Origin of the sequence: Pseudomonas sp. BNK-44-b (assembly GCF_047456245.1) — a bacterium.
In the GTDB taxonomy this organism is placed as follows: Bacteria; Pseudomonadota; Gammaproteobacteria; order Pseudomonadales; family Pseudomonadaceae; genus Aquipseudomonas; species Aquipseudomonas machongensis.
In genome coordinates this window covers 1,150,162-1,163,406 of sequence record NZ_CP179908.1, presented here as the reverse complement: position 1 = coordinate 1,163,406, position 13,245 = coordinate 1,150,162, and the positions used below count along the sequence as shown (strand labels likewise).

Genomic DNA, 13,245 nt, shown 5'->3' with positions numbered 1-13,245 from the left:
GGTCGTCACACGGTATCCACCTTCAACGAATGATCGTTGAGCATGCCGTTGATGACGGTCGCGGTATCGTGCCCCGCCGCGATCATGCCTCCCGCCCCCGCCGTCACCCCGTAATGCTGGGCAAGGTCGACACCGGCAAGATCGATGGTCTGGGTCGCCGCAGCGCCCGCCACGCTGCTGACCTCGATGGTCGAGACCACATTGACCCCACTGCCACTGACCTTGAAGTGCAGGTAGTCATCCAGTGACGCCGCCGTGGCGTTCTCGCCCTGCAGCAATTGCGACAGGTCGAGCCGGTCGCTGCCCGGCGTGAAGTCGGTCACCCGGTCGTGCCCGGTGTCGCCTTTCTGCCAGACGAAGGTGTCGTTGCCGCTGCCGCCAGTGAGTGTGTCGTTGCCTGGCCCGCCAATGAGGATGTCGTTACCGCCACCGCCGATGAGGATGTCGTCCCCCAGGCCGCCGCTGAGCACATTGTCCCCATCGTTGCCGATCAGCGTGTCGTTGTAGTCCGAGCCGATCAGGTTCTCGATGCTGACCAAGGTGTCGAGCCCCGCACCGCCGGTGTTCTGCGCACCGGCATGGCCGAGATCGACCGTCACCCCGGCAGTGGCCGACGCGTAGCTGGCGGTGTCATTGCCTGGCCCACCGTCCAGCAGGTCGTTGCCGGGGCCACTGATCAGCAGATCATCTCCCCCCGCCGTACAGGGCGTCGTTCCCCACCCCTCCCACCAGCACATCGTGACCGGCACCACCGTTCAAGGTGTCATCGCCATTGCCCGCCAGCAGTACATCGTCGCCCGCCGTGCCCTGCAAGGTGTGACCTGCCTGATAGGTGATGTCCACCGCCCCGGAGGCGCTGCCACCATGGTTGTCGCTGAGCGTGTAGCTGCCCTGGTAGACCTCGCTTTCGGCATGGCTGTAGTCGATCACCAGGCTCAGCTTGTAGTTCTCCGCCGCCTTGCTGTTGCCCAGGGCGTTCTCGCTGTTGATCACATGAATGCTGTACACACCGTCGTGGCTGGCCGTGAAGCTGCCACCGTCGGCGATGGGCTGGTAGTTGCCATTGGCATCCTTCCATTCCAGCATCAGGTTGCCTGCCGGGCGGTCATGGTCGAGGCTGAGGCTTTCGCCCTTGCGCAGGGTTACGGTCAATGTGTCCTCATCGTTGGCATTGCCGGTGCTGATCGAACCCAGGTAGCCAGCAATCACCAAGGCCGCTGTCATGGAACCCGAGACCGCAGTGAAGTCACTGCGCGCCAGGTCCTTGAGCTGGTTCTCGGGCTTGTTGGCGGTGCCGTCGAACTTGAGCGTCTGCACCTGGCTGCCCACCGTGAAGCCCGCGCCTTTGTCGGCAAAGCCCGTGTTGAAGGTGATGGGCGCAGCGCTCAGGTGGTCGTGATCCGCATCGCTGTCATTGGCCAGCAGCGCCTCGGCCGGTACGGTGACGCTGGCACCGGCGATGTTGGTGATGATGTGGTCGGCCCCCGCCACCGGGGCGCTGTTGCTGTTGATCTTCACCACCAGGCTGGCACTGCTGGTGTCGCCATCGTTGTCGCTGACAGTGAAGCCGAATTTCTCGACCTGGCTGCTGCCGGCGTCCTTTGGCGGCGTGTAGGTAAATTCGCCGGTGTCCATGTCCACCAGCAGCGTGCCACCGAGCGCTGTCTTGATCGACAGGGTATTGCCGGTGGTGTCGAAACTGGCCTTGTCCGGGCCACCGGCTACCGTATAGCCGCCCTGGCCGGCGTTGGCTTTCGGGTCGAAGGTGTAGGTGGTGCCATCGACCAGCAGCGCCTTGATGAAGCCGCCATCGGCACCGAAGTGGCCACCGCTCATAAGGCTGCCGGTAATCGGCGCACCTTGTACCGTGCCGGACAGCACCGCGCTGAGCTGGCTCAGATCGGTGACCACCACCGAGTCGGTGTCGACATGGCTGCTGCCATCGTAGGCCAGCGGGTCGAGGTTGGCCTGATTCACCCCGGTGCCGAGGCCAATGGCGTAGGACTTGATCCCGTTGTTGTCGAGGAAGCTTTCCCAGGCTGTTTCGCGCACGGCGGTCATCGAATGGCCGTTTGTGGGCACGCCGTCGGAGAAGAAGTAGCTGATGTTCTGCGCCCCCGCGATCTTGCCGCTGGTGACAAAGGCTTCCTGCGCCTTGGTCGCGGCGGAGTCGTAGTAGGTCGAACCGTCGGCGCTCAGCCCGGCGACGATGCTCTTGGCCTCGGCGATCGACACCCAGACCGGCGTCTTGACCCAGGCCCCGGTGGCGAAGGTGACAATCTGCACCTTGATATCGCCCATGTCGTCGTACTTGTCGAGCAAGGCGTTGATCGCCTGCTTGGCCAAGGCCAGACGGCTCAGCCCCTGCACACCAGAGTCAACGTTCATGCTGCCGGAGACATCGATCACCAGCAGGATATTGGAGTCCACCTGGCCGGGCGTGATGCTGCGCTCGGCGCACACGGCCTTGGGCACATCATCGACGATGGAAATGGCGATGCTGCTGGTGACACTGTTGCCCAGTGAATCGGTGGCCTTGTAGGTGAAGTACTCGACGACTCGATTGGCGCCATCGTCCGCCCCACCCGGCGTTTTCGGTGCCGAGGTCAGGGTGTAGGTGTAGGAGCCGTCGGCGTTGATCTGGATTTGCCCGAACTGGCCGACAGCATTGCCCACCAGGCTATAGGTCAATGCACCAACACCCCCGCCGACCGATCCCACCAGGCTGCCGGAGGCGGTTTCCGCCGTTGAGTGCGGGTCGCTGCCCGTGACCGTGCCCGCCGCCAGGTCGTTACCGTCCTTGACCAGGTCGAGCGCTTTCTCGTACACGGTTACGTCACGGTCCTCACAGGCCACCAGCTTGCTGTCCTGCACATTGATGGTGATGGTCGTGGTGCTCTCGTCACCATCGGCATCGCGAATGGTGTAGACGAACACGTCGCTAGCGCCGGCCTTGGACACACTGTCAGGGTTGGCGTGATAAGTCGCATTGCCTTGGGCATCGAGGGTCAGGTAGCCGTACTGGCCCATGACCTGGCTGCCAAGCTGGCCAATTGCCGAGGTCGAGGTGTCGGAGCCTGCGCGCACACCGATCACATACTGACCATCTGCCCGCACATCGGCACCGACAATATCGTTGTCCAGCACATTGCCGCTGACCACACCACCTTCAGTCACGCTGGCCACATCGCAATGGGCCTTGGGTACGTCGTCGACGATGGTGATGACGATGGTGCTGGTGGTCGAGTTACCTACGGAGTCCGTCACTTGATAAGTGAAGGACTCGGTCAGGCTGTTCGCACCGTCATTGACGTTGCCCGGCGTTTTCGGTGCCGAGGTCAATGTGTAGGTGTAGGAACCATCGGCATTGAGCTGGATCTGGCCATATTGCCCAGTGGCGTTGCCCACCAGGCTGAAGGTCAGGGCGCCAACACCCCCTCCCACCGAGCCCGCGAGGCTGCCGGATGCGGTTTCCGCTGTCGAGTGCGGGTCGCTGCCGGTGACATTGCCTGCCGCCAGGTCGTTGCCATCCTTGTTCAGGTCCAGTGCTTTTTCATACACCTTCACTTCGCTGTCTTCGCAGGCCACCAGCTTGCTGTCGTGCACGTTGATGGTGATGGTCGTGGTGCTCTCGTCGCCGTCGGCGTCGCGGAGGGTGTAGACGAACACGTCGGTAGCGCCGGCCTGGGACACGCTGTTGGGGTTGGCGTGATAGGTCGCATTGCCCTGTGCATCGACGGTCAGGTAGCCGTACTGGCCCATGACCTGGCTGCCGACCTGGCCAATCGCCGAAGTCGAGGTGTCGGAGCCGGCACGCACGCCGACCACGTACTGGCCGTCCCCCCGCACATCGGCGCCGACAATGTCGTTGTCCAGTACGTTGCCGCTGACCACACCGCCCTCAGTCACGCTGGCCACATCGCAGTGCGCCTTGGGCACATCGTCGACGATGCTGATGACAATGGTGCCGGTGGTAGAGTTGCCCAGCGAATCCTTCACCTGGTAGGTGAAGGACTCCGTCAGCGTGTTCGCGCCGTCGTTGACGTTGCCCGGCGATTTCGGCGCCGAGGTCAAGGTGTAGGTGTAGGAACCATCGGCATTGAGCTGAATCTGCCCGTACTGCCCCGTGGCGTTGCCCACCAGGGTGAAGGTCATCGCCCCGATACCGCCACTCACCGACCCGGCCAGCGAGCCCGATGCCGTCTCGCCTGGGGAATGCGGATCGCTGCCGGTGACGCTGCCCGGCGCCAGATCATTGCCATCCTTCACCAGGTCCAGCGCCTTCTCGTACACCGTCACGCCGCCATCAGGCGTCGCGACCAACGAGCAGTCGTGGATATCAATGGTGATGGTGGTGGTGCTCTCGTCACCGTCGGCATCGCGGATGGTGTAGACGAACACATCCGTGGCACCGGGCGGCGTGACGCTGTCGGGGTTGGCGTGATAGGTCGCGTTGCCCTGGGCATCGAGGGTCAGGTAGCCATACTGACCGACCACCTGGACGCCCAGTTGGCCGATGGCCGACGTGGAAGTGTCCCCGCCTGCGCGAACCCCGACCACATATTTGCCATCGGCCACCACATCGGCACCGAACACATCATTGACCAGAACGTTGCCACTGACCGTGCCGCCCTCGAAGACATTGGCGAAATCGCTGTGTGCCTTGGGCACGTCGTCGACGATGGTGATGACGATGGTGCTGGTGGTCGAGTTGCCCAGCGAATCCTTCACCTCGTAGGTGAAGCTCTCGGTCAGACTGTTCGGCCCATCATTGACGTTATCCGGCGATTTCGGCGCCGAGGTCAGCGTGTAGGTGTAGGAACCATCGGCATTGAGCTGGATCTGGCCATACTGGCCCACCGCGCTGCCCACCAGCGTATAGGTCAGGGCGCCAATGCCACCGCTCACCGAACCCGCCAGGCTACCGGAGGCGGTTTCGCCGGTGGAGCTCGGCGCACTGCCGGTGACGGTACCCGGCGCCAGGTCATTGCCGTCCTTCACCAGGTCCAGCGCCTTCTCGTACACCGTCACGCCATCGTTAGGCCCCGCGATCAGCGAGCAGTCCTTGACGTTGATGGTGATGGTGGTGGTGCTTTCGTCACCGTCGGTGTCGCGAATGGTATAGACGAACACATCGGTGGCGCCGGCCGGCGCCACGGCATTCGGGTTGGCATGGTAGGTGGCGTTGCCGGCGGCATCGATGGTCAGGGTGCCGTACAGGCCACCGATCGCGGTGTTGAGATTGCCGATGGCCGAGGTCGAGGTATCGGACCCCGCCCGCGCGCCCACCACCACATTGCTGGTGCCAGCCTGGTCGGCGCCCAACTGATCGTTAAGCAACACATTGCCGCTGACCGTGCCACCTTCCACCACGCTGGCCGAATCGGGCTGCGCCTGGGGCACGTCGTCGACGATGTTCACATCCAGGGTGGCCATGGCGCTGCTGCCATCGGTGTCCTGGGCGATCACGCTGAAATGCTCGCTCAGGCTGTTGGTGCCCTCGCCCACGGGATGGCCTTCGTTACCGAGCAAGGTGTAGCTGTAGCTGACCACGCCGGTGGTCGGGTTGTAGCCGGTGATGGTCAGGGTGTTGCCCAGCGCGGTCGTGATCGACTGCGGGAAGCCCGCCACCAGGCCGCCGCTGACCACGCTGATACCGCCGACCGTCAGGGTCTGCAGGCCGTCCGGTGCACTGACGGTAAAGCTGCCGCTCTGGGTCAGGGCGGTGCTGTCCGGCGCACTGCCGTTGCTCAAGTGCTTCTCGTAGACCGTCAGTTCACCGCCCTCCACATCCAGGCCGCCGAGCGTTACCGGATCGTCGAGGTTGGTGATGTTCAGGGTCAGGGTCGCACTGCTGGTGTCACCGTCCGCATCCTTCAGAGTGTAGGTGAAGGTCTCGACGCCATGTCCGCCACCGTTGAGGTTCTTGAAGTCCGCATCCTCGGGGTTGAGCGTGTAGGTATAGGAGCCGTCCGCAGCGAGCACCAGGGTGCCGTAGGTTCCGACGTAGGTACCGGCCACCACGGGGCCGCCGACCACCCGATCAGCGCCCTGGACGTCGTTGTCCAGCACGTTGCCGGTAAGTTGGGTGTGCTGCTCGGTGGCAGTGACCGCATTGGTGTCGTTGACCGCCGTGGGCACATCGTCGCGAATGATCACGTCCAGCGAACCACTGGCCACATCGCCATCCGTGTCGCTGACCAGCACCGGGAAATGCTCGCCGAGTTCATTGCTGCCCGCTCCGTCCGGATGCTGCTCGGCGCCGGTGAGGGTGTAGCTGTAGCTGACCACGCCCGTGGACGGGTTGTAACCGGTGATGGTGAGGATGTTGCCAAGGCCCGTGGTGATCGACTGGCCCACGCCGGTCACCACCCCGGCAGTCACCACGTTGATACCACCGACGCTGAGGTTGAACACACCATCCGGCGCGACCACGGTGAAGCTGCCGGACTGGGTCAGGGCCGCCGGGTTGCTGGCCGACCCCAACGGCAGGTTCGCTTCGTTGAGGGTCAGTTCGGCGGGGCTCAGGTCGAGCCCGCGCAGGGTCACAGGATTGTCCGGCGGTGTGACAGGCGGATTTACAGGAGGATTGATCGGTGGAATGGCCGGAGGCCCGAACGGCCCTGCGTTGTTGTCGACATCCAGGGTACCGATGTAGCGGTTGGCCAGTTCCGGAATACCGTTGAAGCCTGCGGTAGGGAAGCCGATGGTCGGATCGACCCGCCCGGCCACTTCGGTCAGCAACACGAAGCTGTGCCCGCCGCCCAAGGCCCCGGGCGCGCCATTGGCGCCAGGCCCGGCGGCGGGTGCCTCGCCCTCCTGCGTCGGGTCGGCACCTGCGGCAATGGCTTGTTGCAGGCGCTCGACATCGCTGAGCTGCGCCTGGCTGGGCAGCGTATCAGGGGCATGTACGTGGGGAGCTCGGTTGGCCAACAGGTCCGGGGTCATCTCCAGGCTGCTGCCTCGTCCCAACGTCAGCTCGGCGCCGTTGTGCAAACGTACGGCCACAGCACCGGCGGCCCCGGTTTCCAGTTGCTCGCCAGCGAACAGGCGGTCGCCCTCCACCAGCAGGCGCTTGGCACCATCGCTGCCCACCGCGAATACCTGGCCTATGACCTTGCTGACCACGCCAATTGATTTAGCCATGAACGCACGCCTCCCCTGCCGATTGGCTTTCTGCAGTGGCGGACAGGCCAGGTAATGCGGGAAGCGATCCTTTGCGGGTCTCGCGTCTGTCACAAGGGTGAGAAATCGCCTTCACCAAGACAGCTCAACACGTGCGGTAGTGGTAATTGGCCATTATTTTAATGCCAATTTTTTGTCGCCAAAATCCGCCGTTGTTGTCCTCTCCAGGGTCCTTAGCTGCAAAAAATCTGGAACTTTCTCAGAAGCCCGGAAATCAGGTACTGCAGCCGATTTACCCGAGCGCTTGAATAGAACAATGTCTCGGTTTGCTTAGACCGCATAAGTTTTTTTTCGCATAGACCTTATGAAAAAATCTTCTTAGCTCGCCCGTTAAATGTTCTTAGCTCTGTTGTTACAAACCTGAAACGGTTTCAACTCAATTTTTCGTCATTTTTTTGGCGAATAGCAGGATCTTTTTAAAGACCAGGGAGAAGTACCCCATGCGCGTGTTAACCCCCATCACCAGTGCGATTCTGTTGGCCATGGCCTGTGCCAACGCTCAGGCGATGTCGATCACCGAAGCTGTCCAGAGCGCCGTGGACTACCACCCTCAGATCAGCTCCAATCGCAACAGCAAGCTGTCGGCCGATGAGGATGTGAAGTTCGCGCGCGGAGGCTACTTCCCCACGGTCGACCTGGTGGCTGGCTATGGCCGTCAGCGCTCGGACAACCTCAATACGCGCGGCATCAACCCCGACGGCACGCGTAACCACAACAAGGAAACCCTCAACTACACACAGTCCGAACTGCGCCTGCGGCAAATGATCTTCGACGGCTTCAACACCGCCAACGAAGTCGGGCGTACCGAATCGGTGGCCACCTCGCGCGCGTACTACACCCAGGCCATCGCCCAGGATGTCGCCCTGCGCGCCATCGAGGTGTACCTGGAAGTACTCAAGCGCCGTGAGCTGGTGACCCTGGCCAAGAACAACCTGCAGGCGCACCTGCGCGTCAACGACCAGATCGGCCTGCGCAGCGAACGCGGTGTCGGCAGCACCGCCGACCTCGACCAGTCCCGCGCCCGTCGCGCCCTGGCGGAAAACAACCTGGACACCGCCGAGGTCGACCTGGCCGACGCCGAGGCCAACTTCTACAGCGTCATCGGTCGCCAGCCGGACGAACTGGAAACGCCGACCTCGATCAAGATCCAGATGCCCGGCACCCTCGACGAAGCCCGCCAGGGCATGCGCGAGAACAACCCGTACCTCAAGTCCGCCCAGGCCGATGTCAACGCGGCGGAGAAACAGTACGAAGTGGCCAAGTCGCCGTTCTACCCGCGCCTGGACGCAGTGCTGGCCACCGGCGCCAACAACAACCTGGGCGGCGAGCGCGGCCACAGCAACAACGACTGGCAGGCCGGCGTCGAGCTCAGCTACAACCTGTTCCGGGGCGGCAGCGACAAGGCGCGCTTGCAGTCCGATGCGCACAAGATCAACCAGGCCATGGACATCCGCAACAATGCCCTGCGCGAGCTCACCGAGAACCTGAGCCTGGCCTGGAACGCCATGAACAACGCGCGCAAGCAGACCCCTAGCGCCCGCGAATACGCCGAGACCACTCAACGCGTACGCGGTGCCTACCAGGACCAGTTCGGCCTGGGCCAGCGCACCCTGCTCGACGTGCTCGACAGCGAGAACGAGCTGTACAACGCCAACCGCCGCTACACCGAGGTGCGCTACACCGAAGAGTTTTCCATGTACCGGGTGCTGGCGACCATGGGCGAGTTGCTGAGCAAGCAGCGCATCTCGCTGCCACCGGAGGCCATCGCCAAGACCGACGTACGCAATGAGGCGCAGTTGCCCGACATGCGCTAGGCCCTGCATCAGGCGGCTGTAGACCTCTGCAGCCGCCTCCCGTCCACCGCGGCAGGAGTAGGCCATCGTGACCAGTATGCAAAGCACGCAGCCCACCCTGGCTGCGGATGATCCGTTGCTCGATGGCCTGCTGATCCTGTGCAAGGTTCATGGGTGCCCGGCCAGCCGTGCCAGCCTGTGCGCCGGCCTGCCGCTGGCCGACCAGCGCCTGAGCCTCGAACTATTGCCCCGCGCCGCCGCCCGCGCCGGCCTGCAGGCACGCGTACTGCGCCGCGAACTGAGCGCCATCAATACACTGAACCTGCCGGTACTGTTGCTGCTCGGCGATGGACGCAGCGCCGTACTGCAACGCTGGAGCGAAGATGGACGGGCGCTGATCCTGCCGTGCGAGGCCGACGGTGGCGAGCAATGGGTGGAGCGCCAGGCGCTGGAGCAGGCCTACAGCGGGCAAGCCCTGTTCGCCCGCCCACGACATACCCTCGAAGACCTGCGTACGCCACTGCTGCCACGGGTCGAAGCCTGGTTTCGCGACACCCTCAAGCATTCGCGCTGGCTGTACAGCGATGCCCTGCTGGCCAGCCTTCTGATCAACCTGCTCGGGCTGATGGTGCCGCTGTTCGTGATGCAGACCTACGACCGCGTGGTGCCCAACCAGGCCCTCTCGACCCTGTGGGTGCTGGTCATCGGCCTGTTCATCGGTACCGCCTTCGAATTGGTGCTGCGCATGGTACGCGCACACCTGCTGGACCAGGCCGGCAAGAAGACCGACCTGATCCTGTCGGCCACGCTGTTCGAACGCATCACCGGCATGGCCATGAAAGCACGTCCGGCCAGCATCGGCGGCTTCGCCCAGAGCATCCACGACTTCCAGGGCCTGCGCGAATTCCTCACCGCCGTGACCCTGACCAGCATCATCGACCTGCCCTTCGTGGTGCTGATGTTGCTGGTCATCGGCCTGCTCGGCGGCTGGCTGGTGCTGATCCCGCTGGTCGCCTTCCCCCTGGCGGTGGGCGTGGCGTTGTTCATCCAGATACGCCTGCGCGATACGGTGCAGAAAAGCCTGAGCCTCGGCGCCGTGCGCCAGGCCTTGCTGATCGAAACCCTTGGCGGCCTGGAAACCCTCAAGGCCTGTGGCGCCGAAAGCGAACGCCAATACCAGTGGGAACACACCAACGGCGCCATCGCCCGTCTCGACGCCCATGCCCGCAACCTGTCGGCCCTGGCCAGCAACGGCACGCTGTTCATCCAGCAGTTCTGCGGCATGGCCACCATCGTCGCGGGGGTCTACTCGATCATCGCCGGCAGCCTCAGCGTGGGCGCGCTGGTCGCCTGCTACATGCTCGGCAGCCGGGTGCTGGCGCCGCTGGGCCAGATCGCCGGGCTGATCACCCGCTACCAACAAGCACAACTGACCATGCGCAGCACCGACGCACTGATGAGCTTGCCACAGGAGCGCCAACCCGGTCAGCAGGCGCTGGAGCATACGGTGCTGCAAGGCGGCCTGGGCATCAGCCACGTGACGTTCCGCTACCCCGGCCAGGTCGCCGCCGCACTGAACGATATCAACCTGTCGATCAAGCCCGGCGAGCGCATCGGCATCATCGGCCGCAGCGGTTCGGGCAAGAGCACGCTCGGGCGATTGTTGATGGGGTTTCATCACCCTGACGAAGGCCAGGTGCTGCTGGACAACCTTGACCTGCGCCAGCTGGATATCGCCGACCTGCGCAATCAGCTTGGCTATGTCGCCCACGACATGCCCCTGCTGGCAGGCAGTCTGCGCGACAACCTGACCCTGGGCGCACGCCACGTCAGCGATGCGCGCATGCTCGAAGTCGCCGAGCTGACCGGAGTCAGCGAACTGGCCCGCCAACACCCGCAGGGCTTCGACCGCCCGCTGGGCGAGCGCGGCCAACTGCTCTCCGGCGGCCAGCGCCAGGCCGTCCTGCTGGCCCGTGCACTGTTGCTGGAGCCGCCGATCCTGATCCTCGACGAACCCACCAGCCACATGGACAACAGCAGCGAAGACCAACTGCGCCAACGCCTGCTGGCCTGGGTGCCCGGCAAGACCCTGCTGCTGGTCACCCACCGCAGCTCGATGCTCAGCCTGGTGGATCGGCTGGTGGTACTGGACAACGGCAAGGTGGTGGCCGACGGGCCGAAGGACGCGGTGATCGACGCCCTGCGCAAAGGCCGTATCGGCGCAGCCCTGTAAAAGACGTGAAGGACGGCGCTGCCACAGGCACCGTGGTTTTCATCGGAGGTAGACATGCCCCTCAGCCATAGTGTGCGCAGCCAGCTCTCCGGCGCCGACAAGCATGCCGAGCGCGACTACATGCCGGAGCTGGCAGGTGCCACCCTGCAGGACTCGCCGCGCCTGTCGCGCATCACGGTGTGGCTGGCAGCAGCGCTGTTGCTGGTGGCCCTGGTCTGGGCAAAGTTCGCCGTGCTCGACGAGGTCACGGTCGGCGAAGGCAAGGCCATCCCCTCGAGCAAGGTGCAGGTGATCCAGAACCTCGAAGGCGGCATCGTCACCGAGATCTTCGTGCGCGAAGGGCAGATGGTCGACAAGGGCGCCACCCTGCTGCGCCTGGATGACACCCGTTTCAAGTCGAACAAGGGCGAGAGCGAAGCCGACCGTTATGCCCTGACCGCACAGGTCGAGCGCCTGTCGGCCGAGGCAGAAGGGCGCCCCTTCGCGCTGTCGGACGAAGTCCGCGCCAAGGCACCGCAGGTGGCCGAAGACGAAATCGCCCTCTATCAATCACGCCAGCGCCGGCTCGCCAGCGAGAAGCAGACGCTCAACGAACAACTGCGGCAGAAGACCCAGGAACTCGCCGAATTCCGCTCAAAGGTCGAGCAGTACCGTTCGGCCGTTGGCCTGCTGCAGCAGGAGCTGGACATGTCGTCACCCTTGGTGAGCAAGGGCGCCATTTCGCCGGTGGAGATCCTGCGCCTCAAGCAGCGCAGCGTCGAAGCCCGCGGCCAACTGAACGCGACCAACCTGGCCATCCCTCGCGCCGAAGCGGCCATCGCCGAGATTCGCAGCAAGATCCAGGAGTCCGATGCAAGTTTTCGCTCGGACGCCGCCAAGGAGCTCAACGACAAGCGCACGGAACTGTCGAAGATCACCGCCACCAGCATCGCCATCGACGACCGGGTCAACCGCACCACCGTGGTGTCGCCGGTACGGGGCATCGTCAAGCTGCTCAAGGTCAACACCATCGGCGGCGTGGTCCAGCCCGGCAGCGACCTGGTGGAGATCGTCCCAATCGAGGACAACCTGCTGATCGAAGCCAAGGTGCGCCCGCAGGACGTGGCGTTTCTGCATCCGGGGCAGGTGGCGATGGTCAAGTTCAGTGCCTACGACTACACCATCTATGGCGGGCTCAAGGCCACGCTCGAGCTGATCAGCGCCGACACCGTCACCGACGACAAGGGCAATGCGTTCTACCTGATCCAGGTGCGCACCGAGAAAAACCATTTGGGCGGGGACAACAAGCCGCTGCTGATCATCCCGGGGATGACCGCGACAGTGGACATCATCACCGGGCAGAAGAGCGTGCTGGATTACCTGCTCAAGCCGGTGATGAAGGCCCGGACCGAGGCGATGCGCGAGCGGTGAGGGTCTTGGGATTGGTGGTGACCATCATTCTCCCCCATGATTCCGAGCAAAGGTCTCAGCCCCCATGGCGCTGATCTGCCCCTCGATCAACGCCTCGAACGGCCTGAGCAATTCATCGAAATTCGCTGGCTGTTCCAACACATTCAACGCCTGCACCACCGCTTCGATGGTCGACACCGCACCTGCCTCCGGCGCCTTGCGCAGTCGGTAGCGCGAGGGCTGGAGCTGGCCGAGCGTCACCCGCGGAAGTTCCTCGAGCAGCGGGTTGAGGTACAGCAACTTGCGTGCCTTGCGCCAGGTCCCGTCTGGGACGATCAGCAGCAACGGCAACGCATCGCCTTCGCCATAGGCCGACACCACCTCGGCCTGCTCGCCCGGGAACAACAGCACCGGACGATAGCCGGGAGTGGCCAGCAGTGCGGGCAGATCCTCGAAGACCTCAGCAATCAACAGTTCGGCATTGCGCAGCCCCAAAGCCGCCAGGCGGGCGGTGTTCAGGGCGTGGCTGGTTTCACTGGGGTGCTGCAGCAGGACCACGCGGGTGCGGCTGTCGAGTGATGGGATCAGTGGGCAGAGGCAATGGGCGAGCGGGCGCTGGCAGCGCTCGCAGCGGGGTCTGGGCAT

General features: G+C 63.9%; 6 protein-coding genes. 3 read left to right on the top strand and 3 right to left on the bottom strand.

The window, feature by feature from the left end:
• Positions 1–5 precede the first annotated feature (5 nt).
• The gene (locus ACMGGG_RS05555) at positions 6–737 is read right to left on the bottom strand and encodes a type I secretion C-terminal target domain-containing protein (protein ID WP_414160014.1); all 732 of its coding nucleotides are present in this window, start codon (positions 735–737) and stop codon (positions 6–8) included.
• Positions 685–7,146: a retention module-containing protein gene (locus tag ACMGGG_RS05550; RefSeq protein ID WP_414155875.1), complete on the bottom strand. Its 6,462-nt coding sequence runs from the start codon at positions 7,144–7,146 to the stop codon at positions 685–687. The genes ACMGGG_RS05555 and ACMGGG_RS05550 overlap by 53 nt, the downstream gene beginning before the upstream one ends.
• A gap of 479 nt (positions 7,147–7,625) precedes the next feature.
• Between ACMGGG_RS05550 and ACMGGG_RS05545 the strand changes: the two genes are divergently transcribed.
• The 3 genes from ACMGGG_RS05545 to ACMGGG_RS05535 all read left to right on the top strand — a co-directional run bounded on the left by ACMGGG_RS05545 (position 7,626) and on the right by ACMGGG_RS05535 (position 12,621).
• A complete protein-coding gene (locus ACMGGG_RS05545; protein ID WP_414155026.1) occupies positions 7,626–8,999 on the top strand; it encodes a TolC family outer membrane protein in 1,374 nt (457 codons plus the stop codon).
• A gap of 76 nt (positions 9,000–9,075) precedes the next feature.
• On the top strand, positions 9,076–11,211 hold the full coding sequence (locus tag ACMGGG_RS05540; protein ID WP_414155780.1) for a type I secretion system permease/ATPase: 2,136 nt from the start codon (positions 9,076–9,078) through the stop codon (positions 11,209–11,211).
• 54 nt (positions 11,212–11,265) lie between these two features.
• A complete protein-coding gene (locus ACMGGG_RS05535; protein WP_063543774.1) occupies positions 11,266–12,621 on the top strand; it encodes an HlyD family type I secretion periplasmic adaptor subunit in 1,356 nt (451 codons plus the stop codon).
• 24 nt (positions 12,622–12,645) lie between these two features.
• On the opposite strand, the gene ACMGGG_RS05530 is transcribed toward ACMGGG_RS05535, so the two are convergent.
• The gene (locus ACMGGG_RS05530; protein ID WP_414155025.1) at positions 12,646–13,245 is read right to left on the bottom strand and encodes a tRNA-uridine aminocarboxypropyltransferase; all 600 of its coding nucleotides are present in this window, start codon (positions 13,243–13,245) and stop codon (positions 12,646–12,648) included.